The 24800-nt window shown below is 66.6% G+C and carries 23 protein-coding genes and 1 pseudogene; 3 read left to right on the top strand and 21 right to left on the bottom strand.

Annotated elements, in window-relative coordinates; genetic code table 11:
- Positions 1–15: 15 nt before the first annotated feature.
- Genes ACP7CK_RS03255 through dsbD form a run of 6 tightly spaced genes read right to left on the bottom strand, consistent with a single transcriptional unit; the run spans position 16 to position 5460 of the window.
- Positions 16–633 (bottom strand): SAM-dependent methyltransferase, encoded by a 618-nt coding sequence (locus tag ACP7CK_RS03255; RefSeq protein ID WP_426025093.1) that lies wholly within the window; start codon positions 631–633, stop codon positions 16–18.
- An 11-nt stretch (positions 634–644) separates the two neighbouring features.
- A complete protein-coding gene (locus ACP7CK_RS03260; protein WP_426025094.1) occupies positions 645–1571 on the bottom strand; it encodes a bifunctional metallophosphatase/5'-nucleotidase in 927 nt (308 codons plus the stop codon).
- Positions 1478–2071 (bottom strand): hypothetical protein, encoded by a 594-nt coding sequence (locus tag ACP7CK_RS03265; protein WP_426025095.1) that lies wholly within the window; start codon positions 2069–2071, stop codon positions 1478–1480. Before ACP7CK_RS03265 ends, ACP7CK_RS03260 begins: the two co-directional genes overlap by 94 nt.
- Before the next feature lie 8 nt (positions 2072–2079).
- Positions 2080–2754: a DsbA family protein gene (locus ACP7CK_RS03270; protein WP_426025096.1), complete on the bottom strand. Its 675-nt coding sequence runs from the start codon at positions 2752–2754 to the stop codon at positions 2080–2082.
- Positions 2755–2776: 22 nt separating this feature from the next.
- On the bottom strand, positions 2777–3571 hold the full coding sequence (locus tag ACP7CK_RS03275) for a prolipoprotein diacylglyceryl transferase family protein (protein ID WP_426025097.1): 795 nt from the start codon (positions 3569–3571) through the stop codon (positions 2777–2779).
- A complete protein-coding gene (gene dsbD, locus ACP7CK_RS03280; RefSeq protein WP_426025098.1) occupies positions 3568–5460 on the bottom strand; it encodes a protein-disulfide reductase DsbD in 1893 nt (630 codons plus the stop codon). Before dsbD ends, ACP7CK_RS03275 begins: the two co-directional genes overlap by 4 nt.
- Positions 5461–5522: 62 nt before the next feature.
- Between dsbD and ACP7CK_RS03285 the strand changes: the two genes are divergently transcribed.
- A complete protein-coding gene (locus ACP7CK_RS03285; RefSeq protein WP_008264155.1) occupies positions 5523–6176 on the top strand; it encodes a response regulator in 654 nt (217 codons plus the stop codon).
- The gene (locus ACP7CK_RS03290; RefSeq protein WP_426025099.1) at positions 6173–7501 is read left to right on the top strand and encodes an ATP-binding protein; all 1329 of its coding nucleotides are present in this window, start codon (positions 6173–6175) and stop codon (positions 7499–7501) included. Before ACP7CK_RS03285 ends, ACP7CK_RS03290 begins: the two co-directional genes overlap by 4 nt.
- A gap of 624 nt (positions 7502–8125) precedes the next feature.
- Here the strand turns inward: ACP7CK_RS03290 and ACP7CK_RS03295 are convergent.
- From ACP7CK_RS03295 to poxB, 15 genes and pseudogenes are all read right to left on the bottom strand, one after another.
- Positions 8126–8602 carry a methyltransferase family protein gene (locus ACP7CK_RS03295; RefSeq protein ID WP_426025100.1) on the bottom strand — a complete coding sequence of 159 codons (477 nt, stop codon included), beginning with the start codon at positions 8600–8602 and terminating at the stop codon, positions 8126–8128.
- The gene (locus ACP7CK_RS03300; protein WP_426025101.1) at positions 8599–8727 is read right to left on the bottom strand and encodes a hypothetical protein; all 129 of its coding nucleotides are present in this window, start codon (positions 8725–8727) and stop codon (positions 8599–8601) included. Before ACP7CK_RS03300 ends, ACP7CK_RS03295 begins: the two co-directional genes overlap by 4 nt.
- Entirely contained in the window at positions 8727–9728 is a 1002-nt protein-coding gene (gene cydB / locus ACP7CK_RS03305) for a cytochrome d ubiquinol oxidase subunit II (protein WP_426025102.1), read from the bottom strand. Before cydB ends, ACP7CK_RS03300 begins: the two co-directional genes overlap by 1 nt.
- A complete protein-coding gene (locus ACP7CK_RS03310; protein ID WP_426025103.1) occupies positions 9718–11145 on the bottom strand; it encodes a cytochrome ubiquinol oxidase subunit I in 1428 nt (475 codons plus the stop codon). Before ACP7CK_RS03310 ends, cydB begins: the two co-directional genes overlap by 11 nt.
- 9 nt (positions 11146–11154) lie before the next feature.
- Positions 11155–11949 (bottom strand): sulfite exporter TauE/SafE family protein, encoded by a 795-nt coding sequence (locus tag ACP7CK_RS03315; RefSeq protein WP_426025104.1) that lies wholly within the window; start codon positions 11947–11949, stop codon positions 11155–11157.
- Positions 11950–11953: 4 nt separating this feature from the next.
- Positions 11954–12442: a TIGR01244 family sulfur transferase gene (locus tag ACP7CK_RS03320; protein ID WP_426025105.1), complete on the bottom strand. Its 489-nt coding sequence runs from the start codon at positions 12440–12442 to the stop codon at positions 11954–11956.
- On the bottom strand, positions 12439–13380 hold the full coding sequence (locus ACP7CK_RS03325; RefSeq protein ID WP_426025106.1) for an MBL fold metallo-hydrolase: 942 nt from the start codon (positions 13378–13380) through the stop codon (positions 12439–12441). Before ACP7CK_RS03325 ends, ACP7CK_RS03320 begins: the two co-directional genes overlap by 4 nt.
- 192 nt (positions 13381–13572) lie before the next feature.
- On the bottom strand, positions 13573–14223 hold the full coding sequence (locus ACP7CK_RS03330) for a peroxiredoxin (protein WP_426025107.1): 651 nt from the start codon (positions 14221–14223) through the stop codon (positions 13573–13575).
- Positions 14224–14320: 97 nt separating this feature from the next.
- On the bottom strand, positions 14321–14845 hold the full coding sequence (locus ACP7CK_RS03335; RefSeq protein WP_426025108.1) for a DsrE family protein: 525 nt from the start codon (positions 14843–14845) through the stop codon (positions 14321–14323).
- Between the two features lie 567 nt (positions 14846–15412).
- Positions 15413–15527: pseudogene (locus ACP7CK_RS03340) on the bottom strand (IS3 family transposase); the annotation flags it as partial.
- Between the two features lie 190 nt (positions 15528–15717).
- Entirely contained in the window at positions 15718–16653 is a 936-nt protein-coding gene (locus ACP7CK_RS03345; protein WP_426025109.1) for a metallophosphoesterase family protein, read from the bottom strand.
- Between the two features lie 66 nt (positions 16654–16719).
- Positions 16720–19200 carry a TonB-dependent receptor domain-containing protein gene (locus ACP7CK_RS03350; protein WP_426025110.1) on the bottom strand — a complete coding sequence of 827 codons (2481 nt, stop codon included), beginning with the start codon at positions 19198–19200 and terminating at the stop codon, positions 16720–16722.
- A 119-nt stretch (positions 19201–19319) separates the two neighbouring features.
- Positions 19320–20297, bottom strand: a complete 978-nt coding sequence (locus ACP7CK_RS03355) for a FecR family protein (RefSeq protein WP_035305158.1) — start codon at positions 20295–20297, stop codon at positions 19320–19322.
- Positions 20291–20824: an RNA polymerase sigma factor gene (locus ACP7CK_RS03360; RefSeq protein WP_231492412.1), complete on the bottom strand. Its 534-nt coding sequence runs from the start codon at positions 20822–20824 to the stop codon at positions 20291–20293. The genes ACP7CK_RS03355 and ACP7CK_RS03360 overlap by 7 nt, the downstream gene beginning before the upstream one ends.
- A 622-nt stretch (positions 20825–21446) precedes the next feature.
- Positions 21447–23165, bottom strand: coding sequence for a ubiquinone-dependent pyruvate dehydrogenase (poxB, locus tag ACP7CK_RS03365; protein WP_040350006.1), 1719 nt, complete (start codon positions 23163–23165; stop codon positions 21447–21449).
- Between the two features lie 760 nt (positions 23166–23925).
- On the opposite strand from poxB, the gene trhA reads away from it, so the two are divergent.
- On the top strand, positions 23926–24558 hold the full coding sequence (trhA, locus tag ACP7CK_RS03370; protein WP_052004630.1) for a PAQR family membrane homeostasis protein TrhA: 633 nt from the start codon (positions 23926–23928) through the stop codon (positions 24556–24558).
- The last annotated feature ends 242 nt before the right edge of the window (positions 24559–24800 follow it).

Raw genomic sequence — 24800 nt, forward strand, 5'->3', positions numbered from 1 at the left:
TGCGGGCGCTGGGGGTCAGGGACGGCGGGCGACGAGATCGATCAGGGCGGACCGGCCGCTGTGGCCGGCGCCTTCGGAGACGTCGCTGTCGTGACTTTTCAGATGCAGGATGTCGAAGTCGGCGAAGGCGTCGCGGAGCAGCGCCTCGGTGTAGAGGTTCTCGACCTGCCCCGGGCCGCCCGTACCATAGGCGATCTGTTCCGGCCGATAGCCCTGCAGCAGGATCAGGCCGCCGGACTTCACCGCCGCCTTCATACGCTCGAAGATTCGGTCGCGCTGGGGAGGCGGGGCGAACTGAATGAAGACGGCGACCACGACGTCGAACGCATCCTGCGGCCAGGCCCAGGTCTCGAGGTCCGCCAGCTGGGCGTCCAGCGCGACCCCGCGTCGCTCGGCCAGGGCGAGGGCCTTCTCGATCGCGCGTGGGGCGATGTCCGTGGTCGTGACAGTCAGGCCCTGTTCGGCGAGCCAAACGCCGTTTCGCCCCTCGCCGTCGGCGACCGCCAGAGCGGTCATGCCGGGCTGGAGCCGCGCGATCTGAGCGGCCAGGAAGGCGTTGGGCGTCTCGCCGAACAGATAGTCCTGGCGGTCATAGCGGCTATTCCAGAAGTCGCGGGCGGCGACGGAGTCCATAAGGTGTTCCTTCATATGATGAGGACGCTGGCAGGCAGATCGGTCTCGCCAGGCGTATGGTCGGCGAACCAGGATTCAAGCGCGCCCACAGTGTCGATGTCGAGCGTCCGGCGGTCTCGCCCGTAATGTTCGGGCACCCCCTGGGCGGTGACGAAGGCCACCGGATAGTCCGCCTCCGGCTCGACAGCGCGGTCCCCGACCAGCAGGCGATCAAGGCGCTGTCCCTTGGGATTCTCCAGCTTCACGAAGGCCGTCAAGCCCCGGCAGCGTTTGATGTAGCCGCCCATCTGCTCATACGGGTCGGCGGCGAAGGTGCGCTCAAGATTCTCTTCCAGCATCGCCTTCAACTCGGCTCCGGTCAGCGTCGTGCGCGAGATGGGCGGGTTCATCGGCGCCATATTGTAGAGGTCGCCCAGAGTGACCGGACCCGGCGGGACGGGCGCGCCGTAGCGCCAGCCGTTCGAGAAGGCGATGTCCACGCCCGCTCCCTGCGCCGCCGCCGCCAGCAGGACGTCGTCCATCGGCGCGCTGGCCATGGCGTAGCGGTGAAGGGGGATGGCCGTGCGGCCGATGACGCGCGCCAGACGCTCGCGCTCGGGAGCCAGGGCCGTCTCCACCAAGCCGGCGACTTGATCGTCTTCGGGGCCGGCGTCCACGGCTATGAGCCGATGGCGGCGCAGGGACACGCGGCCCTCTGCAATCTCCAGGTCCAGCCGGCCGATATAGGCGCCGTGGCAGCCGGACTGGATGATCAGGGTGTCGCCGATGCGGGCCGGCTCGTGCAGGCGGTTATGGGTATGGCCGCTCAGGATCACGTCGATGCCCGGCGTCGCGGCGGCCAACTTCAGATCCTGCGGAAAGCCCAGGTGCGACAGCAGGACGACCAGATCGACCTTTTCCGCGCGGAGCTGGTGCAACTGCTCGCGGGCTTCGGCCACCCCCATTTCAAACCGCACGCCTTCGGAGAAGTCGGGGGCATGGTTTTGTCGACGATGGGGCAGGCCAGGCCGATCACGCCGATCCTCAGACCGCCGCGCTCGAACACCCATCGCCCGTCGAACACCGGCGTGCCGTCGTCCTTGCGAAAGACATTGGCGGCCAGAACGGGATAATCGAGCCTTGAAGCCAACGCCTTGAACCCCGCGGGGCCATAGGCGAACTCCCAGTGCGCCGTCATGGCGTCGATCTTCAGGGCCTTCATAATCGGAACCAGCGCCTCGCCCCGGCTGGCGACGGCGACCCGCGTGCCATGGAAGGTGTCGCCGTTGTCCAGGGTCAGGCATGGACCTTCGGCGCGCGCCTCTTCGAAGAGGCGCGCGATGCGGGCGACCCCGCCCAGCCGTTCGAACCGCCAGCCGCCTTCGGTGCGCACCAGTTCGGGATGCGGCTCGAGATAGCCGTGCAGGTCGTTCAGCTGGAGCAGGGTCAGGGTGGTCATGGTCGGTCTCAGCGCAGCGGTTGTCCGGAGCGGATACGACCGATCACGGCTTCGAGTTGCGCCTGGGGCATGCCGCCGGGGATCAGATTGCCGTTGATGATAAAGGCGGGCGTGCCCTGGAGGGCCAGGGCCGCCGCTTCTCGGCCGTTTCGGTCGAGCACCGCGTCAATGTCTGCGCGGTGATCGGCCAGGTCCTGATTCAGGCGCGCCATGTCCACGCCGGCCGACTGGACCAGACGCGTGATGTCCGCCTGGTCGCCGATGCGCGACGGCGACAGCATGAAGGCGTTGTGAACGGCCTCGTACTTGCCTTGGTAGGCGGCGGCCAGGGCGGTCCGGGCGGCGGTCTCCGAGACGTCGCCGAAGATCGGCCAGTCCTTGTACAGGACGCGCACCTTGGGGTCCGCCTTCAGCAGGCCGTCGATCTCCGGCTGCATCTTCTTGCAGTAGGGGCAGTTGTAATCGACGAAGCCGATAATGGTCACATCGGCGTTTTCGGCGCCGATGAAGGGCGCGGCGGGATTCCGAAGCAGATCGTTGAAGCCGACCTGGGCGATGGCCGGCATGTCTTGTCCAGAGGCGGCGGAAGGGCTGGCGGGCGCCGCGCCGTTGTCGGCGTCGGCGGGGCCGCAGGCGGCGAGCGCCAGGACGGCGGCGAGGGCAGGGGCGAAGGTGCGGTTCATGGAAGCTCCGTGAGGCGAGGGGTCAGTGCAGACGCGCGATTTCGGTCGCGATCTGTTCGGGGGCGATTTCCCCCATGTGGGCCTTGGCCAGACGGCCGTCGGCGTGGAGGAATAGGGTCACCGGAATGCCGGCCGTGCCGTAGTGGCGCGGCACCGCCATGGCCTCGTCGAACAGCACATGGTCGAGGGCCAGCCCCTGGCTCTTCAGGAAGGCGCGAACGCCGGCCTCGCCCTCGCCCTGGTTGACGAAGAGGAAGCGCACATTCGGATGGGCTTTCTCGGCCTGGGCCAAAGCCGGCATCTCTCGTCGGCACGGCGGGCACCATGTGGCCCAGAGATTGATCACCGTGGGCCGGTCGCCCGGAGCGGAGAGGTTGATGGGCGGGGCGTCCATCGCGGCCAGCGTCAGGGCGGGCGGCGCCATGGGCTGCGTCGCCGAGGCCAACTGATGGGCGGTGGTCCAAACCAGGGCGCTGGCCAGCACAGGCGCAATGGCCCAGGCGCGTTCGCGCGTCGTGCGCAGCAGCAGGATCGTGGTCAGGATCACGACCGGCGCGACCCAGATCCAGCTGAACCCGCCCTGCCAGACCGCGAGCGCCCGCCACGGGTCGGCCCCGAAATACTCCCAGTGCGTCGCCACGTGACCGAGGCGGGCGGCCGTCAGACCGCCGAAGACCAGGACCGTGCTCCACAGATTGAAGCGCGGGCTGACCCGGCTGGCCAGCAGTCCGGCGCCGATCATGAAGACGAACACGCCGGCGATAATGGCGAACCGCTCTCCCGACAGGACGAGCGGGCCCAGGGTGATGGCGTTCATGCGGCGGCTCCGGCGCTCTGCAGGGCGGAGGCGACGTCTTGGGCCGACATCTCTCCGATCAGCCGGCTCCCCGGCGCTTCGGTCGCCGAGGGCGACAGGAAGATCATCGTCGGCGGCCCGACCACCCCGTGCCGCTCAAGAAGCGCGCGAGCCTCGGGGGTGCTGCGCGTGACGTCGACCTTGATCAGGTCGGTGTTCGAAAGGCCGGCGATCACGGCGGGGTCCTCGAACACCGTCCGCTCGATCACCTTGCAGCTGACGCACCAGTCGGCGGTGAAATAGACCAGGGCGGGACGTTCGCGGGCGCCGGCATCGGCGACGGCGCGGTCCAGCGCGGCCTGATCGAGCACGACCGCCGCGGTCTCCACCGGCGCGTCGGCTGTGACTCCGGCGGGACGCGCCAGGGGTTCGAGCGGGCGCCACGGGTCGTCCGCCCCGAGACTAAGTCCGACCAGCAGTAACAGGCCCCAGGTCGCGGCCGCCAGGCCGGCGACGCGGGCGACGCCGCTTCTCAGGTTTGGGCTGAGGGGCTGGAACAGGCCGAGGGCGGCAGCCAGACCGAGCGCCAGCGCCGCGCCGAGAACCAGCGTCGCCGTCGGCGGCAGGATGCGGCCGGCCAGCCACCAGGCCATACCCAGGAAGATGAAGCCGAACAGCATCTTGACCCGGCCCATCCACGGCCCAGCCTTGGGCAGGAAGCGCGCGCCGACCGTGCCGAACACGATCAAGGGCACCCCCTTGCCCAGGCCCAGGAAGAACAGGGCCGCCGCGCCCAGCCCAACGTCGCCGGTCTGGGCGATGTAGAGCAGGGCGCCCGCCAGGGGCGCGGTGACGCAAGGCCCCACGATGAGGGCCGAGACGAAGCCCAGACCTGCGGCTGAGGGCAGGGAGCGCCGCCCATCGCCGCCGTCGCGGGAGAGGCGGCTGGTCCAGGCCGAGGGCAGCTGCAGCTCGAAGCCGCCGAACATGGACGCGGCGAGGATGACGAAGACGACAGCCAGCGCGCCCACGGCCCAAACAGACTGGAGCGCCATCTGCAGGTTCTGTCCGGACCAGGCGGCCGCGACGCCCAGGAGGGCGAAGGCGATGGAAAGGCCCAGCACATAGGCGACCGAGAGCGTCAGGCCCCGGCGCGTACCGCGCCCGTCCACGCCGCGTCCGATGACGCCGGCCAGGATCGGATACATGGGAAAGACGCAGGGCGTGAAGGCCAGCAGCACGCCGAAACCGAAGAAGGCGAGGAGAACCCAGGTCGCCCCGCCCTGCAGCGCCAGACGATCGACGAAGCCCGGGTTGGCGTCCAGAGTGACCGCCGGCGATGATGCGACCGGAGAAGGCGCCGACGCGCCCTCCTCACTCGCAGGCGCGGGTAGAGCGTCCGGCGCCTGGATCGCCAGCATGGCGGCGGCCTGTGCGGTCTGCGCATCGGCCTCCCGCGCGGCCACGTCGGACTGCGGCCGGGTCGGCACGTCGATGGTGCGTGTCATCGGCGGGTAGCAGATCGAGTCCTCTAGGCAGCCCTGATAGGTGATGTTGACCGACGTCGGCTCGCCCGCCTGCGTCAACGTCTGCGCCGACAGGGTCGCGCGACCTGCATCATGCCAGACGTCGACGACGCCGAAGCCCGGATCGTCCTTGGTTTCGCCGGCGGCCAGTTCCAGCGGTAGAGACACCTTCCCGCCCGGCGTGCTGGCGACGGTGTGGTCACGATAGAGATAATGGCCAGGCGCGATGTCCCAGGCGAAGGCCAGATCGCCGTCGGCCTCGCGCGTCACCGTCAGAGCGAAGGCCTTGTCGGGCGAAAGCGGGGCCTGACCCAGAGCCGAACCCGGCAGGGCGAAGGACAGGATTGCGAGAGCGGCGGGCAGCAGTCGGCGGAAAAACCTCATGGCCATCTCGTCGGCAAGCGAGCTTAAGTCAGGCTTAAGCCGGAGCTTGCACGTCACACCGCATGAGATTGCTCGCCATAGAAGACGATCCCGTTCTCGCCGACGGTCTGCAGGTCGGGCTCAGCGCCTGCGGCTGGACGGTCGAAGTCGTCGGGCGGGTCGAGGACGCCCTCGCGGCGCTGGAAAGCTCGGCGTTCGATGCGGTCGTGCTGGACCTGGGTCTTCCTGACGGCGACGGCCTTTCGGTGCTGCGTTTCGTTCGAGAGCGCGACATGGATGTCGGCGTGGTGGTTTTGTCGGCGCGCGATGACAGTCGGGACCGCATTGTGGGTCTGGACGCCGGTGCGGACGATTATGTCGGCAAACCGTTCGATCTCGACGAGCTGGCCGCGCGATTGCGCGCGGTGCGGCGTCGCCTGCTCGGACGTTCGACCCCCGCCTTGCGCCACGGCGGGGTGACCATCGATCCCAAGTCGCGTCTGGCTTGGCGTGAAGAGGGGGACCTGCCCCTTTCAAGACGTGAGTTCGCTATCCTGGAGGCCCTGATGGAACGGCCCGCACAGGTCCTCTCGCGCAGTCAGCTGGAAGAACGCCTGTACGGCTGGCAGGAGGAGATCGGCTCCAACGCCGTGGAAGTGCACATCCACTATCTGCGGGCCAAGTTGGGAGCCGGCTTCATCCGCACCGTCCGCGGCGTGGGATACACCCTGCAATGAGCTCGATCCGCCTGCGTCTGTTCGTCACTCTCGCGCTCGTGACCGCCCTGGTCTGGGGCGGCGCGGTCGTCTGGGTCGAAATCCAGACCCGGGCCGAAGTGCAGCGGGTGCTGGACCGGCGCCTGATGGAGTCGGCCCGCATGGTTTCGTCCCTGATGCAGGCCGGCAGCGTGCGCCCGGCGATCCAGGCTCCGGACACCGGGGCCGCCGATGTCTACGACCGTCAGCTCTCCTGCCAGATCTGGTCGCTGGAAGGCGATCTGATCGGCCGTTCCCAAAGCGCGCCTGCCGAGCGGTTGTCGGAAGGGGGCGACGGATTTTCTGAGCGCACGATCCGGGGCGAGCGCTGGCGTGTCTATACGGTGCATGATCGTGACGCCGGCTTCCGGGTCATGGTTGGGGACAATCTGGCCGTTCGCGAACACCTGGTCGGCAATGTCGTCACCGCCTTGATCGGTCCGGCGGTCCTCGGTCTGCTGGCGCTGGGCGTGCTGATCTGGTGGTCGGTTGGGCGGGGGCTGGCCCCTATTCGACAAATGACCCGCAGCCTTGCGGTACGGGATGCGGAAGACCTGACGGCGTTGGACGTATCGCCGGACGCCCGCGAACTCCGTCCCTTCGCCCTGGCGCTGAACGACCTGATGTCACGCCTTGGCGCAGCGCGGCGTCGCGAGGCCGAGTTCACGGCCGCCGCCGCGCACGAGTTGCGTACGCCTCTGGCAGGCCTGCGTGTCCAGGCGCAGATTGCGGCGTCGTCTTCGGATCCTGCCGTTCGAAGCCGCGCGCTGGAGCAGATCCAGACTTCCGTCGATCGCACCGCCCGCCTCGTCACGGGGCTTCTCGCCCTGGCGCGCGAGGACGAGATGCCGGTTAGCGACGAGGATCGCCGCTGGGTGACGCTCCGAGCGCTGTTTGCAGGAGCGGAAGGCGATGGTCGGGTCTCGTTTGTCGATGGTGACGCCCTGCTCAACGTGGATCCAGATCGCTTCGGGGCAGCGGCCGCCAATCTTCTCGCCAACGCACAGGCGCACGCAGAGTCTTCAATCCTGATCAGCTACGACCCGACTTCCGGACGCTTGATCGTCGAGGACGACGGACCGGGCGTGGCCTTCTCGGATCTGCATCGTTTGGGACGGCGCTTTTTCCGCGCGTCGAATGCCCCTACCGGAGGGAGCGGTCTGGGCCTCTCTATCGTCCTCGCCACTGTGAAGGCCCATGGGGGACAGGTGCAGTTCTTGCGCTCACCAGGAGGCGGTCTTCGTGTTGAGGTGACAATTCCGGAGCAGGCGTCAGAGTCTTTGAACAACTCGGCCAAGCGAGACTGACGGTATCAACCGGCTTCAGTGGCGTCTGTTGTCGGTTTGATGATACGGTATAGTCCAGCTGCCTATTCGCTTGTCATAGCGGTGCTGGTTGGTCTTGAAGCAGAGTTGCCTGCCGATAGATGGCGACATCACTAGAATTTTATTACGTCGAATTTCACCAATGAATTCAAAAGCGCTGTCCAAGTGACGGTAGCTCGCACGGTATGGTGCGCGGATGAGAGAAAAGGCGCCGATAAATCAGCGCCTTCTGGTCTATTGAAGGATCGAGTGGGAGTGATGGGGCAGTCATACGGGGCGGCCTCTGGCGAGATGATTGCGGAGTAGTGATTGAAGCATAGCTGCTTGGTTCACATGCCGCGCCCCGTAGCCTCACGGTAGCGACTGGATAGGGTAGGTGTCTGTGGGGCGCGAAAGGGGCATGACGCGTCTCTTCGCGGGCGCTAGCCAACCTGGACACGCCAACCGTCCTAGACGTTTGTCGTTTGTCCGGTGGTGGCGAGTGCGCCTCTTATGAGGATACCATCCACCAGAAGCGTGTTCCCTTGGCCGAGGGGGGCTCAAAGTTCGCCGAGGTCGATGCCTGTCGCAACAGGACGCGCCAAGCTTAAGCCAGCCTTAGGGTGATCACGACGTCATCCGCCGTCCGAGCCAGCGGCGCACCCGGCCGGCATAGTCGGACCACGCTGCGCCGAAGAGGGCCGCCAGGTGTCGTTCCTCGCGCCGGATGGCGAGGCGGTCGGTGGCGAAGGCGGCGACGGGGGCGGCCACGAAGAACCAGGCGTTGTCGAACAGGCCGCCGAGGCCGAGCAGCAGCAGCCCGTTGGCGAGATAGATCGGGTTGCGGCTCCAGGCGAAAGGACCGGTCGTGACGAGGGCTGTCGCCGCCCGGTGCGGCAGGATGTTGGCGCGCCGCCGCCGCATCTCCAGCATGGCCCAGAGGTCCAGGCCAAGGGCGAGGGCGACCAGGAGGCCGCCGGCTGTAAAGGCGCCGGGAAACAGCGGCGGCGGCGTCCATAGGCGCGCCGCGAGGAACGCGACAAGGACGGCCCCGCCCATGATGAGCGGCGGCCAGGGCCAGCGGTTCGGCGTCTGCGGGCTCATCCGCCGGCCAGCTTCAGGACGCCGCGCAGCAGATAGGCGATCACGCCCAGGACGCCCACGCCCAGCACCCAGAGGGCGACGAACCACAGGCCCTGCCGGAGCCCGCTTGTCGGACCACGGCGCATCAGTGGTAACCGTCGTCGCCGACCTTGCCGCGGAACACCCAGTAGGCATAGGCGGTGTAGGCCAGGATGATCGGGATCAGGATCAGGGCGCCGACCAGCATGAACATCTGGCTGGAGGCCGGGGCGGCGGCCTGCCACAGGGTGATCTCGTCGGGCACCGCATAGGGGAAGATGCTGACGCCCAGGCCCGCAAAGGTGACGGCGAACAGGCCCAGGGACAGCAGGAAGGGCCAGACCTCGCGCTTCTGGCGCATGGTCCAGAAGAATGCGGCCGCCAGAATCACGACCAGCAACGGCACTTGGGCCGTCAGCAGGACGCCGGGCCAGTCGAACCAGCGACGCGCGTATTCGCCGTCGAGGAAGGGCGTGGCCAGGCTGACCGCGCCGATCATCAGCAGGGTCGCCGGACCCAGCTTCCAGGCCTGGGAACGGGCGTGGGACTGGAGCGCGCCTTCCGTCTTCATGTTCAGCCAGGTGGCGCCCAGCAGGGCGTAGCCGACGACGACGGCGGCGCCGGTCAGCAGGCTGAAGGGACTGAGCCAGTCCCACCACCCGCCGCCATAGGCCCGGCCGGAAACCTCGACCCCCTGCAGAATGGCCCCCAGGGTCACGCCCTGGGAGAAGGCGGCCAGCAGCGAGCCGCCGAAGAAGGCCACGTCCCAGACCGGCTTGGCGCGCACCGTGCGCCAGCGGTATTCGAAGGCGACGCCCCGGAAGACCAGGCCCAGCAGCATGGCGATGATCGGCGTATAGACCGCCGGCATCAGCACGGCGTAGGCCAGCGGAAAGGCGGCGAACAGGCCGCCGCCGCCCAGGATCAACCAGGTTTCGTTGCCGTCCCACACCGGGGCGATGGAGTTCATCGCCTTGTCGCGCTGATCGCCCGGCTTCAGCGTCGGGAACAGGATGCCCACGCCCAGGTCGAACCCGTCCATGACGATATAGGCGAAGACGGCGAAGGCCAGCAGACCGGCCCAGATCAGGGTCAGATCAATGTTCATGATCGGTCTCCTCGCCCGTGGGGATGGGACGGTCGGGGTCGATGGCGGGGGCGGGGGTGATGCCCGCCGTGCGGATCGGCGTTTCCGCCACGCCCGGCTCGCCCCGGTGCGGCGCATGGCTCATCAGGCGCAGGATGTAGAAGACCCCGGCGCCGAACACCGTGAAATAGACGACGGCGAAGGCGGCCAGGGAACTGGCGACCGCAGGGGCGTCCAGCGGCGCGGCGCTGTCGGCCGTGCGCAACAGGCCGTAGACCGTCCAGGGCTGACGCCCCACCTCTGTGGTGATCCAGCCCGCCAGCACGGCGACGAATCCCATCGGCCCCATGACCAGGGCGAACCGGTGGAGCCAGGGCGCGTCGTAGAGACGTCTGCGCAGGCGGGCATAAAGGCCCCACAGGCCCAGCAGCAGCATGGCCATGCCCAGGCCCACCATGACGCGGAAGGACCAGAAGACGATCTCCACCGGCGGCCAGTCGGCGCGATCGATGGTGTCCAGGCCGGCCAGGGGCGCGTTCGGGTCGTGCTTCAGGATCAGGGACGACAGCTTGGGAATCTCGACTGCGCCGCGGACGGTGGCGGCCTCGCGGTCAGGCAGACCGAACAGGATCAGGGGGGCGCCGTCCGGGTGGCTTTCGAAATGGCCTTCCATCGCCATGACCTTGGCGGGCTGGTGCTCCAGCGTGTTCAGCCCGTGCATGTCGCCGATGAAGATCTGGACCGGGGCGGCGACCAGGATCATGCCCGTGGCCATGGCGAACATCTTGCGCGCGCCCTTGTTGGTCCGCTCTTTCAGCAGGTGCCAGGCGCCGACCGCGCCGACCACCAGGCCAGTGGTCAGATAGGCCGCCAGCAGCATGTGGGCGAGGCGATAGGGGAAGGAGGGATTGAAGACGATCTTGAACCAGTCGGCCGGCACGAACTGGCCCACGTCGTTGATGGCGTAGCCCTGGGGCGTCTGCATCCAGCTGTTGACCGACAGGATCCAGAAGGCGGAGGCGAAGGTGCCGATGGCGACCATCAGGGTCGCCAGGAAGTGCAGCTTCTTGCCTACCCGCTTCAGGCCGAACAGCATGACGCCCAGGAATCCGGCCTCGAGGAAGAAGGCGCTGAGCACCTCATAGGCCATCAGGGGGCCGATGACGGGACCGGCCTTGTCGGAGAAGACCGACCAGTTGGTGCCGAACTGATAGGACATCACCAGGCCTGACACGACGCCCATGCCGAAGGCGACGGCGAAGATCTTCAGCCAGTAGTTGAACAGGTTCAGGTACAGGTCACGGCCGGTCTTCAACCAGAGCCCTTCCAGCACGGCCAGATAACTGGCCAGGCCGATGGAGAAGGCCGGGAAGACGATGTGGAAGGCGACCGTGAATGCGAACTGCATTCGGGCCAGAATGAGAGCGTCGAACTCCATGATCCTATCCTATAAAACCAGGCCGAGCGCGTCGATGCTTCGGTACAGCATGTATACGGCGACGACGAAGATCAGGATTGCGAACACGGTGTTCAGGACGCCCTTTTGTCCTGACAGACTCTTGGCCAGGCGCGCGCCCAGCAGGCCGCCCAGGACGCCGCCGCCGATGAAGATCGCCGCCAGGGGCCAGTCCACCCAGCCGTCCAGCGCATAGTTGAAGGCCGTGGTCAGGCCAAAGGCCGTCACGCCGACCAGCGAGGAGCCGACGGCGTAATAGATGGGCATACGGGTCGAGACCATCAGGCTGGGCACGATCAGAAACCCGCCGCCGATGCCGAAGAAGCCGGACATCACCCCGGTCAGGACGCCGGTTCCGATCAGCTTCGGCGCATTGCCCGGCGTCAGAACCACATCGGGGTCGCCGGCGGCCGAGCGGCCCCTCAGCATCAGCGCTCCGACTATCAGCATCAGGACGGCGAACAGGGCCAGCAGCTTCTGGCCGTCCACCGCCTTGCCCAGGGTCGAGCCCAGGACGGCGCCGAGGACGCCAGCCAGGGCGAACAGGCCGGCGATCTTCCACTTCACAGTGCCGTGTCGGGCGTGGTTCAGCAGGTTGGCGAAGGCGTTGGCGGCCACGGCGAAGGCGCTGGTGCCGATGGCGAGGTGGGGATCCTTGACCCCGACCAGATAGACGATCAGCGGCACGGCCAGGATGGACCCGCCCCCGCCGACCAGACCCAGGCTGAAACCGACCAGCGAACCCGCGCCGGCGCCGAGGCCGTATTGAAGAGGGGAAAGATCCATGGGGTCAGCGCGCGCTTTCCAGGCGTGGACGAAGCGCCGACAGGTCGTAACCGGCCGCCTGGGCGCGTTGGATCAGGCGGTCGGCTTCGTCGGCCGCGCGGGCGAGCGCCCACAGGGTGGTGGTGCGCGTGCCGGTGCGGCAAAAGCCGAACACAGGCTGGGGCAGGGCGTCGAGGGTCCGGCGGAAGGCCGCCACATCGGCGTCGGATATGGCGCCTCCGACCACGGGCACATGGGCGAACGCCAGGCCGACGGCCTCGGCGGCCTGGCGGAATTCGGCGGCGCTGGGCTGATCGGGGTCTTCGCCGTCGGGCCGGTTCGAGATCACGGATCGAAAGCCCTGGGCCGCGACGGCGGCCAGGTCCTGCAAGGCGATCTGGGGGGAGGCCGAAAGGGCGTCGTCCAGCGGGCGGATATCCATCGCTCGGTCTTCCTGCTTGCGGATCGGGTTCAGGTCTTGCGGCTCAGGCCGGCCGGCGCGCTGAAGGTTCACAGCGCGTTCAGCGGGACCTTGAGGTAGCGAACCCCGTTGGCCTCGGGCTCCGGCGGGCGGCCGCCATTCATATTGACCTGGACCGACGGCAGGATCAGCCGGGGCATGGGCAGGGTGGCGTCGCGTTGGGTGCGCATGGCCACGAACGCGTCCTCGGAGACGCCGTCGCGAATATGGATATTGCCGGTGCGCTGGGCGCCGATGGTGGTCTCCCAGGCGAATTCATCGCGGCCGGGCGGCGCCTTGTAGTCGTGGCATAGATAGACCCGCGCCTCATCCGGCAGGGCGGTCAGGCGATGGATCGAGCGATACAGGGTCCGGGCGTCGCCGCCGGGGAAGTCGCAGCGCGCCGTGCCATAGTCCGGCATGAACATGGTGTCGCCGGGAAAGACCGCATCGCCGATCACATAGGCCAGGCAGGCGGGCGTGTGGCCCGGCACATGCAGCGCCATGGCCTGCAGCCCGCCGATGCGGAACCGGTCGCCGTCATTGAACAACTGGTCGAATTGGCTGCCGTCGCGGCGGAATTCGGTTCCCTCGTTGAAGATCTTGCCGAATACGGCCTGCACAGTGAGAATCTCGTGGCCGATGGCGAGCCGGCCGCCCAGTTTTTCCTGCAGATAGGGTGCGGCCGACAGGTGGTCGGCGTGGGCGTGGGTCTCCAGCAGCCACTGCACCTGGAGATCTTCGGACTTCACGTAGTCAATCACGGCGTCGGCGGAGGCGTTCGAGGTTCGGCCGGAGGCCGGATCGTAGTCGAGCACGCTGTCGATGATGGCGCAGACCTTGGAGCCGGGGTCGCGCACCACATGGCTGACCGTAAAGGTCGCTTCGTCAAAAAAGGACTTCACAACAGGACGTTGCGTGGCGTCCGCCAGGGCGGCGCGCACGATTTCAGCGGCCTGTTCACGGATGGGGTCTTGGGGGTGCGAGGACATGGGGGCGTCTCCGTTGGGTGTTCATATATAGATATATTCATACTTGGCGCAAGTATGTAGTTCGGCATGGCGAAGCGGCCTGAAGGTCGGTAGATTCCGCCTCTTGGATTCGTCTTAGGCCGCCCATGTGAGCTCCTTTCGCGTCCGGGAAAGGGAGGGCCGGACCGCTGCCGCGGTCCGGCCGGCGTCCGATTAGGCGGCTTTCGGGGCGTCGGGGAGCTCGCGCGTCGAGAAGTACCAGTCGGTGTAGGTGTAGCCTTCGGAGGCGCGGGCCTCGGCCGCCGCGGCGGTCTTGGGCGGGGGCACGATGGCCGGCTGGCCCGGGCGCCAGTCTTCCGGGGTCGCCACGCCATTGGCGTCCGACGTCTGGATGGCGGTCAGCAGTCGGACGAACTCGTCGATGCTGCGGCCGTTGCTCATGGGGTAATAGACCATGGCGCGAAGCTTGCCTTCCGGATCGATCAGGAAGGTCGCGCGAACGGCTGAGGTGTCGGCTGCGCCCGGATGGATCATCCCATAGGCCTGGGCCACCTCCATCTTCAGATCCTCGATGATGGGGAAGGGGATTTCGACGCCGAACTTCTCCTTGATGTTCCGGGTCCAGGCCAGGTGCGAGAAGATGCTGTCGATCGAGAGCCCCAGGAGCTCGCAGTTCATCGCGGCGAATTCATCCGCGTGCTTGGCGAAGCCAATGAACTCGGTCGTGCAGACCGGGGTGAAGTCGGAGGGGTGGGAAAAGAGAATGAGCCATTTGCCGCGATAGTCGGCCAGGCAGCGATCCCCGTGGGTCGTGCGGGCGTGGAAGTCGGGGGCGGGTTCGTTGAGGCGGGGAAGTCCGGTCATGTGATGTCTCCTTCAGACATCCTGATCAACACTTATATACATACTTACACAAACTAATAGTTTTTATCCGCCTGAAAGGTTCAGCCTATGACCCCCGTCAATTGACGATCAGCGCATAACCCGCCTGTTGATGGTGAATCACCGTCATCAGGGCGGCGAGATCGACGGTCACGCCCGGCTCGAGTTCGGCTTCCGTGACGCCGTTGCCCGCCATGGCCTGGCCGCACAGGTGCACCTGAACGCCGGCGGCGAGGAGGGCGCGGATCAGGGCGCTGTTGGGATTGGCGGCGCCCTTGCCGCGCGCGGCCCAGGCGGCGTCGGACAGGACCGCAGTCGTGGCGGCGCCGTGCAGGACGACGACGATCTGACGATGGTCGGCGTCGACGCCGCCCGCCGCCAGCATGTTCGTCAGCCGCGCGACGCGATCCAGACCCTTCAGCGGCTTGTCGTCCGGGCCGCCCTGGGAGACGTCGAAGATGACGCGATAGACGCGCGACGGATCCGGCTGTTCGCCCGCCTCCGGCAGGGGCTTGAAGCCGCCGAAGCCTGAGACGGCCTGGGCGAAGCTTGGGGAGGCGGCCAGAGAGGCGGCCAGGGACAGGGCGATGAGGAGGGTTTTCATGGCTGGTTCCGATGCGCGGGCGCCAAGCGAGCCTGACGGTATCGTCCGGCTTCAGTGACGGCTGCCGTCAGTATGATGATACGGTAAGTCCACTTGGGCAGTCGACTGTCATGGCGTGCTGATCGGTCTTGAAGCAAAGCCGCCTGCCGATAGATGGCGACATCACTAGAATTATATTACTTCGAATTTCACAAATGAACTCAAACGCGCTGTTCAAGTGACGGTAACTCACGCGGTATGGTGCGTGGATTAGAGAAAAGGCGCTGATAAATCAGCGCCTTCTTGTCGAGTGAACGATCGAGTGGGAGTGAGGGGAGGAGGGTGTGCGAAGGCCGCCTTGGGCGAGGGGTTGGTTGATGACAGGGCGATTTGCCTGGGTGAACTGGTGCGCTCGACCCTTGGCTTTGCGGTAGAAGAATTGCGGTGCTGACGTTCGCTGTTGACTGAAGCCGTGTAGAAAGGGGCTGCGGCGTCGAGGGGAACTGGTGTCGAGGCGTGAAGCATGATCGCCTCTGGTCCGGATCGCTTCCATCAGCGGCTCAGTCTCCAGCACCGCCGTCACCCGCTGGTCTCGGGGCGACCGCGCCAAGCGAAATAGCCGCTGGCCGACAGGGCCAGGACCGCGCACATCACAAACCGGCCAGACCTGACGATGCCTATCGACCTACCCGAACTTCATAGGAGGTCGCTCCGAAGCCCCGAAAAACTAGCATGGGTGTCGACTGAAACGAGGGAGGATCGTCGTCTCCCTTCATCTCGGACTGAGCCGAGCGCTCTATGGCGCTTGCCCCTTCGCAGGACCGCCCGATTACGCAGCTGTTGCGCCATTCACCCGTCGCGAGGAGATGGCCCCCGTAGCGGCGGCCTTCGCGTCAAAGCGGTACATCGTGGCGGCGCGGCGGCGTGAAGCCATAGGTTCTGAACCGTGTATCAAGACGACCGTTGGCGATGGTGACCTCCAGATAGCCCTCCGGCGTGCCCAGGAAGCTACCGCGCCAGTCCGCCCCGGCGACCGCGCCGCTGGAGATGTAGCGCACCCCGGCGACCTCGACGGTCTCGTGTACGTGACCATGCCCCTGCAAGACCCCCAACACATTGTGGTTCTGGAACAGTCGCATCACCTCACGGCCGTTCATCACCCGAGTCCAGTCATAGGGCGAGGCCGCCCAGTCTTCGGGCTCGTAGCACTCCAGCGCGGTCACCAACGGGATGTGAGTCAGGACCACCACCGGATCCGAGGGCGACAGGATCGCGAACTCGCCGCGCAGCCATGCCAGCTGCTCGGCGTCGATGCGGCCCTCGTAGTTGCGGCCCTTGAAACCGATCGAGTCCAGGACAAGGAACCGCACGCCCTTGTGGCTGAAGCCGTAATAGGTCGGCCCGAACTGGTCGATGAAGTAGCGCTTGCCGTAGCCGGGCTCGGACGGGTCCACTCCGCTCTTCTCAAACAGCCCGAAACAGTCGTGGTTGCCCAGGACGTGACGAACCGGCTTATCCAGCAGACGTTCGGACTGGCGATAGAGCGCCATCTGGACGTCGGCGCGCGCGCGCCCTACTTCCATGGCGTCGAACACGTGGTCGCCGCCATGGACCACGAAATCGGCGTCGCTGGCCGCCACCTGGGCAAAGCAGCGATGCACGCCCTCGACCGCGCCGTCCTCGGGCTGGATGTGCGTGTCGCTGAGGAACACGAATTTGAAATCCACTGTCTTGGGCTGGGCGGAGGCTGCGGTGGCGGCGGTGGCGGCGCCGGCGGAAACGAGCGCTCCACAAATCAGGCTTCGGCGGTTCATGGCGGTCTCGATCATGGCCTTGCGCGAAAAAGCGCCGCCGCCGAGGAGCGTCCTCGGCGGCGGCTTGGTCAGGGATACGGACTAGAAACTGACCCGCACGGTGGCGAACACCTGGCGCGGGGCGCCTTGCTGCAGCGTCGTGTACGAGCCCGTGGGGTCGGCGTTGACGAAACCGCTGGTGCCGACTGAGGAATAGTAGCGCTTGTCAAACAGGTTGGTGACGTTCAGCAGCACTTCCACACTCGTCTGCGGGACGCGGTAGCCGGCCGCCAGATCGAACACGGTCGAACTCTTGACCGGCAAGTCGTTCAGGTAGGTGTAGAAGCGCTCGCCTTGATAGTGGGCCGTGACCTTCGACCAGACCGTACCGTTGTCGTAGGCCAATTCGGCGCCGCCGACGGTCTTCGGAGCGGCCACGACGCGTTTGCCCTTCGTCGCGATCGTCGCGCCGCCGAGCGGCGTGACGTCGTCGTCGTACTTGGCGTCGTTGTAGGCGAAGCTGCCGAACAGCGACCAGGCCGGCGCGAAGCGCCAGCTGATCGCCGTCTCCACGCCACGCGAGGTCACGCCGCCGACATTCTGCAGGACGTTCTGGTTGCCGACGATCGTGGCGCTGATCGAGGTGGCCAGCAGGCGGTTCTCGAAGGCGACGTCATAGGCGGTCACGGAGGCCAGCAGCCCATCCCGGGAATAGCGATAGCCGGCCTCCAGGGTGCGGGTCTTCTCGGGCTTCAGATCCCTGCGGATGTAGTCGAAGCCGGCCTGGGTGGTCGAGAAGGGGCCGCTGGATGCGGAGGCGACGAAAGCGGCCATATTGCGCGTGAAGCTGGCGAACATCTCATTGCGCTCGTCCAGGCGGTAGAGGATCCCGGCCGAGGGCAGGAAGTAGTCCCTGGCCTTGATCACGCCGTTGATCGGCGTGTTGCTGGTGATCGTCTCGGCTTCGTTGGTGACGTTCAGCGCCTTGAAGCCGGCGTTGACCTTCAGATTGTCGGTGACCGACCAGGTGTCGCCGACGTGGAACTGATAGGTCTTGGTGGTGAACTGATAGTCCCAGCGCGTGCGGAAGGGATTGTCGTAGAAGCGCTGGAAATTGGTCGGAGCAACGCCCTTGGTCAGGCCATAGAGATAGGCCGCCTGGTGAAAGTCGTTGTCCTCGTACCAGACGCCGGCATCCAGCTTGTGGTCGCCCAAGGTGTAGCTCAGGCGACTGATCAGGCCGGCGCGGTCGATATCGTACCGCAACGCTGAAACCGAGACCGGCGAGCCGCCATACGCCTCGGGTGTCGCGTCGTAGGGACTCGCATAGGTGCCGATGCCGTGATCGCGGTGGTAGTAGGCGGTCGTCGATCCCGACAGCGACGGCGTCAGGTCGTAGTCGAGCCGTTCATAGACCAGGGTGTCCTGCCGCACACCGCCGCCGTTGTAGTAGACGTCGTCGGCGTTGAGATACGGCGCGGGAACGGCGCCGCCGGTCTGCAGGGCGGTGGCCAGGGCTTCGGCCAGGGGGAAGTTGTCGCTGATGGTATCGACGTTCCAGCCCAGCCGGTTGACCAGGGCAAAGGACAAGTCCGCATAATCGTCCTCGCGGCGGTCGGCGTAGTCGAGGAAGGTGGTCGAGCGCACGGCTTCGCCCAGCGGCTGGACGAACTTCACATTGATCTGCTCGATGTTTTGCTCGCCAGCAGCCTTCCACTTCTTGGTGTCCTGGCGCGCATAGGCGGCGTAGAGGCTGCCGCCTCCAGGTAGTCTGCCGGTGTTGAGCCGCGTGAACCCACGCCAGGTGCCGCCGCTACCGTAGGTGCCGGCCATATCGACGCCGAACTCGCCGGTCGGGTCGATGGAGGTAAAATCGATCGTGCCGCCGATATTGTTGGTCGAGGCCGTTCCCAGGGCGCCGCCGCCCTGGGACAGCGAGGTGGCGCCGTTGTTCTCGGTCAGCAGCGCGCGGCCGATGCTCAGGCCGTTGTTGTTGCGATACTGCATGTTGCCAAGCGGCAGGCCGTCCAGAGTGTAGCCCATCTGGTCGGTGGTGAACGAGCGGATGGTCACCTGTTGGGCCCACTCATAGGCGCCGAACGGGTCGGACGATGTGAAGTTGACGCCCGGGAGCTTGTTCAGCGCCGCAAGAGGTGAAGTGCCCGGGGCCAACTTGTCCAGTTCGGCCTTCGAGAGCGTCTGCATCTGGCGCGTGCGGCCGCGGCCCAGGACCACGACGTCATCGACCACCGCGCTCTCGGTCTGCACGAGTTGGGTGGGAGCCTCGACGAGCAGGTAAGAGCCGCCCGGCGTCGTTCGTACGTCCAGCCCCGACCCGGCCAGCAGACGGCGCAGTGCGGCATCGGCGGTGAAGCGACCCTTGAGGGCCTCGGCGGTTTTGCCGCTGACCTGCTCGGGGCGGAAGACGACATTGACCTGGGTCTGACGGCCGACGGCGGTCAGCGAACGCTCGAGAGACTGGGCGGGCAGGTCGAAGGCGTACTGGGCCTGGGCCTGGGCCGCTCCGGCCACCATCATCACCGAGACGGCCGCGCTGGCGAAAGCGGCGTGTTTGAAAGGCATCTGGATCCCCTGAAAACTGAAGAGGGCCGGCGCGACCCTCACAAGGGAAACGAAGTGTTTGCGGCGATCCGACATAAAGATTTCATGACGTTGGCGTCGGGGGGAGGCGGCGGCCGGACCTATCGCTGCAGGTCCAGACCATCCTCCCGAGGCACGGCCCTGAGCCCGTGGAGCTGGGCCGCGGCGGCGGCGAACTCGGCGGCCTGGTTGGTGGCGAAGACGCCGGAAATCCGCAGGCCCGAGACATCGGCGTCGACCGTGACCTTGATGGGCCCATAGCGATTCATCTCGTTGGCGGCCTCAGCCAGGGTGGCGCTTTCGAAGATCACTTCACCTTGTTCCCAGGCCGTCACCATCTCGATCGAAGGCGTGTCGAGCTGGGGCTGAGCCTGCGGCGCCACCTGCAGTCGTTGGCCCGGGGTCAGGGTCGCCAACACCCGCTTGGCGCCACGTGCGTCCGCGCCAGCGCCAGAGATTTGCACCTTGCCGCGCACAAGGGTCACCGAAACTCGATCGCCCTGCCGCCGCACCACGAAGGCCGTGCCCAGAGCACGGATTTCCGTCGTCCCGGCCACGACGACGAACGGGTGGGCCGGATCGTGAGCGACGTCGAACGCCGCTTCCCCGCGATCCAGGCGGACCCGGCGCTCGGTCGCCGAATAGATCACCTTGGCGCGGCTGTCGGTGTTGAGTGTCAGGCGTGAGCCGTCCGCCAGGGTCATGGCGCGATGCTGCCCCTCTTCGGTGACATAGACCGACCCGCCCTTGATCACCATGATCCCGACCGCCGCCAGCACGCAGGCCGCCAGCCCCAGTCCGACCAGCGCGGGTCGGACCGCCGAGCGGCGAGGGGCGGAGCCTCGACTCGAGCGCGCAGGCGCTGAGTGCTGTGGCGACATCAACGCCGCCGCGCCGGGCAGGAACTCCCAGGTTTCGGTGACCTGCTGGAAGGCAAGCCGGTGCTCGGGATCCAGCGCCAGCCAGTCCTGTAGGGCCTGGCGGCTTTCCTCCACGCCGGTCTCGCGCTGGATGCGTGTCAACCAGACGGCGGCCTCCGCCCGAACGCGGTCGCGGCGCGATGCACTCGGTGTCACCATTGATCCATCCACTTCGTCAGCTCGACGGTCGCGCGCGCGACGTGCTTTTCCACCGCGGCGACGCTCATGCCTTCCTTCTCCGCGATCTGGGCGTAGCTGAGTCCCTCTATCCGGCGCGCCAATAGAAGTCTGCGTGTACGTTCGGGCAAGCGTTCCAATCCCTTGGCCGCGTGACGAAGCTTGGACCGCGCGCGGAGAATCTCGTCGGGAGCCGGCGTTTCATCAGCGATCAGCGGCGCGTCGTCGAGGTCGATGAAGGGTGCGGCCCGCCGGCGCCGCGCCGCGTCAATCGACAAGTTCACCGCAGCCACTACGACGCGACCTTCGGTGACGGGCGCCCCCTCGCGGCGCCCGAACGCCTCGACCCGCAAGAAGGCTTCCTGGACAAGATCGTCGGCGTCCTGCGCCATGACGCCGCGTCGGATGACCGCTCTGCGCGCTTTACGCAAAATTTGCTTCAACCCATTCATGGCCAGCCTGCGAATGCGCCCATCTCTGTAGACGAACGGGCGCGTCGAATCCGACATTTCGGTCCCAGTTTTATGACACTGACGTCCGAGGGTGGTGGCCCCTAGCGTCCATGGGGGCCTGCCGCCGCCACGGCGACCTGAACGTTCAGCCGCCTGGACAGTCGCGCGACGGTACGGGCGGGCCTGAAACGGGTCCCAAGTCGCTGCACATGCTGTGCTTCGGTCGGTTGCCTGGATCGTGCCTGGCGCCAATAGCGCGCGATAGTCGCGAAGAGTTGATTGTCGTAAAAAATTATTAAAATCAAAGGCGTGGGTGTTTGCCCTACGATCGGCGGCAGCATTCACAAATGCGTGAAAAAGACCTGAGATTATCAAATTTCTAGGCTTCACTTCGGTGATCGAGCGGAGTAGGCGATCCCGCAGCCCTACGGAGGGGGTGTCTCCGAACCAGGACGGTCACGGGAGCGAGGGGGGCGCTCATGAACCGCGGGTTGGCCACGCCGATCCCGGCGGCTGCGGCCATGGCGAACATCAGGCCCCGCCCCGGGCCGGCGGAGGCTTCGGGGGCGGCGGTCATCGGAACGTCTTTCTGCACCTCAACGATCCGCCCTTGTCGCCCGGATGGTCCGACCGGGTCTTGTACCGGCGTGTCATCAGACGCCGCCCGGCCTGCTGCGGTCTAGAGGTTGGTCCGGGCCAGTTCGATCACCTCGTCGCCCCGTCCGTTCATGATCGCCTTCAGCATGAACAGGCTGAAGCCCTTGGCCTGTTCCAGCTTAATCTTCGGCGGGATGACCAGTTCCTGGCCGGCTGTGACCACGTCGATCAGCACCGGGCCGGGATGGGCCAGGGCCTGGGCGACGACGTCCTCCAACTGGTCGGAGTCTTCTACGCGGAAGCCCTTGATCCCCATGGCCGTCGCCATGGCGGCGAAGTCGGGGTTCTTCAGATCCGTGCCGGTGTCCAGGAAGCCGCCGGCCTTCATCTCCATGGCCACGAACCCCAGTGAGCCGTTGTTGAAGACGATCACCTTCAGCGGCAGGTCCAGCTGCGACAGGCTGATGAAGTCGCCCATCATCATGGTGAAACCCCCGTCCCCCGACAGTGAGATCACCTGCCGCCCCGGCGCGGCCGCCTGGGCGCCTATGCCCTGAAGCATCGCATTGGCCATGGAGCCGTGGTTGAAGGATCCCAGCAGCCGCCGCCGCCCGTTCATCTTCAGGTACCGCGCCGCCCAGACGGTGGGGGTGCCGACGTCGGCGGTGAAGATCGCATCGTCGGACGCCAGCCGGCTGACGACCTCGGCCAGATATTGGGGATGGATGGGCCGGCCCTTCGCGGACGGCCGCGCCAGATCATCCAGGCCCGCGCGCGCCGACTGATAGTGTTTGCGTGCGGCCTCTAGGAAACGCGGCGACCGATCCGGCTTCAGCTGCGGCAACAGGGCGGCGACGGTTTCGGCGACGTCCCCGACCACGCCCTGGGCCAGATGGGCGCGCTTGCCCAGGCTGGACGGGTCATGGTCGATCTGGATGATCCTGGCGTCCGACGGATAAAAGTTGCGATAGGGGAAGTCGGTGCCCAGCATGACCAGGGCGTCGCAGTTCATCATGGCGTGATAGCCGGACGAGAAGCCGATCAGGCCGGTCATGCCCACGTCGAAGGGATTGTCCCATTCGACGTACTCCTTGCCGCGCAGGGCGTGAACCACCGGCGCCTGAAGCGCCTCGGCCAGGGCCAGCACCTGATCATGGGCGCCGGCGCAGCCGCTGCCCGCCAGGATGGCGACCTTCTCGGCCCCGTTCAGCAGTTCGGCGGCCCGGGCCACATCGGCGACGGCGGGGGTGATGCGCGGCTTGCCGGGCGGGGTCCAGTCGGGCGAGGCGCCTTCCGACGCCGGGGCCAGAGCCACATCGCCGGGCAGGACGATCACCGCTACCCCGCCCTTGCCGACGGCGGTGTTCAGGGCGCGCGCCAGGACGCCCGGCATCTGGGCCGGATTGGACACCAGTTCGCAGAAGTCGCTGCATTCGCGGAACAGCTCCTGCGGATGGGTCTCCTGGAAATAGCCCAGGCCGATTTCCGACGAGGGAATATGGGCGGCGATGGCCAGGACCGGCGTGCGGTTGCGGTGACAGTCGAACAGGCCGTTGATCAGATGCAGGTTTCCTGGCCCGCAACTGCCGGCGCAGACCGCCAGCTTACCGGTGATCGCGGCCTCGGCCCCGGCGGCGAAGGCTGCGGTTTCCTCATGGCGGACATGCATCCATTCGATCTGGTCGAAGCGTCGGAGGCTGTCGTTCAGCCCGTTCAGACTGTCGCCGGTAACACCCCAGATCCGGCTTACGCCGGCTGAAGCCAGGGTCTTGGCCAGCAAGTCGGCAACCGTCATCGACATGAACTTGTCCTTGTGAAGTTTGCGCTCAAGGTGAGGGAACGAACCCACCGCGTCTTGTCTGGAAATGCGTCAAAGCGTGGCCGGTTCGAAAGACGGCGAAGACGTCCGATCACACTTGGCGCCAGTGTCTTTCGGCTGGCCGCATTCTACGATCAGGCCTCAACGCCGTCGGCGTGGGCAAAGGCCGTCCAGTCGTCCCGGCGGCGCAGGTTGAAAAGACGCCCGGCCACGCCGCGACTCCTCGCGCGGCCCGTGACGCAAAGCCCAGGGCCTGAGGCCAGGCTCTCCACCGCGCCGATCCACGGGTTGCCAGCGGCGTCGCCCAATACCTGCGCAAACTGGCCAGCTGTTTCCGCCACCGACGCCAGCTATCGCGCGAGGCGAGAGTGAATCGCAGCGTTCGTTGTTGGCGGCAATCTCTTCGGCGAACCCATTCAACGGATCGGCGCTTCGGCGACATAACTACAGGGGTAAGGTCGACACCGAACGGCGGCGGGCCGGCCCATAGTCTCCGTGTCGCGCTTCCGGTCCGGAACTCCGGATCAAAGGAAGAAGCCCTGCTGCCGGGGGCTTTGGCCTCGATCACCACCGGAAGCGGTCTGGGGCGTTGACGGCGATCGTTCGTTGATCGGGGGGCCATGTTGAGCAATCCTCGGACTGGACGCTTGAAATCGCCGCAGCGCTTGGCGCGCCTCCTGGAGGCGGTGTAGCCGTTGGCGACCCAGCATCGGATACGCCCGTGACCGACCCATCCACGCTCATGAAACACTATGACGACCCCCAGGCGCGGCTGGCCGATCTGGTGGTGCACCTGACGGGTCTGGCGCTCGCTCTCGTCGGGGGCGGGATGCTGCTGGGTCTGGCGATCGGGTTCGGCCATGTGGGCCGCCTGGCGGCTTCGGCCATCTACGCAGGCGGGTTGTTGACGATGCTCGCGCTTTCGACGGCCTATAATTTCGCTCCCGCGCGGTTTCAGCCGGTGCTGCGGCGCTTCGACCATGCGGGGATATTCCTCATGATCGCGGGCTCCTACACGCCGTTCACCACCCAACATCTGACGGGGGCCTGGGCGTGGGGGATGACGGCGGCGGTGTGGGCCACGGCGCTGTTCGGCGCCCTGGCCAAGTTGCTGCTGCCGGGCCTGGGGCGCGGTTTCTGGATCGCGATCTACCTGGCCCTGGGATGGCTGATGGTGATCGCGGTGCAGCCGTTGATGGAGAGCCTCGGGATCGCGCCGCTGATCCTGCTGGCGGTCGGCGGTCTGCTGTATTCGATCGGGGTCGGCTTCTATGCGCGCAAGGCGCTCCGGTTCCGACGGGCCATCTGGCACGGCCACGTGGTGGCCGCCGCCGCCGTTCACTGGGTGGCGGTGCTGCTGGCCGTGATCGCCTGAGCGCAGCCCGGCCGTCGCGCGGGCTTGCATCAGCCCTGAGTTCGGACTGGAACTGGGGCGGGAAGCGTCCCAATCCGTCGTCATGATCTCGGCGACCTCGGCTTGGCCAAGAACGGTCTGGCGATGTTCCGCCGGGACGTGGGCGCCGCGCCGAACGCCCGGCTCGAACGTCTGCTGTGTGACTTTCGGAACAGCGATGACGGCTTCCGGTTACGGGTCCATCACCCCCAGGAGGACCCTCT

The sequence above is a fragment of the Brevundimonas sp. TSRC1-1 genome (assembly GCF_049898245.1).
Lineage (GTDB): Bacteria > Pseudomonadota > Alphaproteobacteria > Caulobacterales > Caulobacteraceae > Brevundimonas > Brevundimonas mediterranea_A.

What these genes read in the sequence shown, in the direction of transcription:
- ACP7CK_RS03290 (WP_426025099.1), top strand. Translation starts at nt 6,173, where the DNA reads ATGAGCTCGATCCGCCTGCGTCTGTTCGTCACTCTCGCGCTCGTGACC.
- ACP7CK_RS03335 (WP_426025108.1), bottom strand. Translation starts at nt 14,845, where the DNA reads ATGAAAACCCTCCTCATCGCCCTGTCCCTGGCCGCCTCTCTGGCCGCC.
- ACP7CK_RS03265 (WP_426025095.1), bottom strand. Translation starts at nt 2,071, where the DNA reads ATGACCACCCTGACCCTGCTCCAGCTGAACGACCTGCACGGCTATCTC.
- ACP7CK_RS03330 (WP_426025107.1), bottom strand. Translation starts at nt 14,223, where the DNA reads ATGACCGGACTTCCCCGCCTCAACGAACCCGCCCCCGACTTCCACGCC.
- ACP7CK_RS03360 (WP_231492412.1), bottom strand. Translation starts at nt 20,824, where the DNA reads ATGTCGGATTCGACGCGCCCGTTCGTCTACAGAGATGGGCGCATTCGC.
- ACP7CK_RS03285 (WP_008264155.1), top strand. Translation starts at nt 5,523, where the DNA reads ATGAGATTGCTCGCCATAGAAGACGATCCCGTTCTCGCCGACGGTCTG.
- ACP7CK_RS03355 (WP_035305158.1), bottom strand. Translation starts at nt 20,297, where the DNA reads ATGGTGACACCGAGTGCATCGCGCCGCGACCGCGTTCGGGCGGAGGCC.
- ACP7CK_RS03300 (WP_426025101.1), bottom strand. Translation starts at nt 8,727, where the DNA reads ATGCGCCGTGGTCCGACAAGCGGGCTCCGGCAGGGCCTGTGGTTCGTC.
- ACP7CK_RS03350 (WP_426025110.1), bottom strand. Translation starts at nt 19,200, where the DNA reads ATGCCTTTCAAACACGCCGCTTTCGCCAGCGCGGCCGTCTCGGTGATG.
- ACP7CK_RS03310 (WP_426025103.1), bottom strand. Translation starts at nt 11,145, where the DNA reads ATGGAGTTCGACGCTCTCATTCTGGCCCGAATGCAGTTCGCATTCACG.
- cydB (WP_426025102.1), bottom strand. Translation starts at nt 9,728, where the DNA reads ATGAACATTGATCTGACCCTGATCTGGGCCGGTCTGCTGGCCTTCGCC.
- ACP7CK_RS03315 (WP_426025104.1), bottom strand. Translation starts at nt 11,949, where the DNA reads ATGGATCTTTCCCCTCTTCAATACGGCCTCGGCGCCGGCGCGGGTTCG.
- ACP7CK_RS03325 (WP_426025106.1), bottom strand. Translation starts at nt 13,380, where the DNA reads ATGTCCTCGCACCCCCAAGACCCCATCCGTGAACAGGCCGCTGAAATC.
- trhA (WP_052004630.1), top strand. Translation starts at nt 23,926, where the DNA reads ATGAAACACTATGACGACCCCCAGGCGCGGCTGGCCGATCTGGTGGTG.
- poxB (WP_040350006.1), bottom strand. Translation starts at nt 23,165, where the DNA reads ATGTCGATGACGGTTGCCGACTTGCTGGCCAAGACCCTGGCTTCAGCC.
- ACP7CK_RS03295 (WP_426025100.1), bottom strand. Translation starts at nt 8,602, where the DNA reads ATGAGCCCGCAGACGCCGAACCGCTGGCCCTGGCCGCCGCTCATCATG.
- ACP7CK_RS03270 (WP_426025096.1), bottom strand. Translation starts at nt 2,754, where the DNA reads ATGAACCGCACCTTCGCCCCTGCCCTCGCCGCCGTCCTGGCGCTCGCC.
- ACP7CK_RS03275 (WP_426025097.1), bottom strand. Translation starts at nt 3,571, where the DNA reads ATGAACGCCATCACCCTGGGCCCGCTCGTCCTGTCGGGAGAGCGGTTC.
- dsbD (WP_426025098.1), bottom strand. Translation starts at nt 5,460, where the DNA reads ATGAGGTTTTTCCGCCGACTGCTGCCCGCCGCTCTCGCAATCCTGTCC.
- ACP7CK_RS03345 (WP_426025109.1), bottom strand. Translation starts at nt 16,653, where the DNA reads ATGATCGAGACCGCCATGAACCGCCGAAGCCTGATTTGTGGAGCGCTC.
- ACP7CK_RS03255 (WP_426025093.1), bottom strand. Translation starts at nt 633, where the DNA reads ATGGACTCCGTCGCCGCCCGCGACTTCTGGAATAGCCGCTATGACCGC.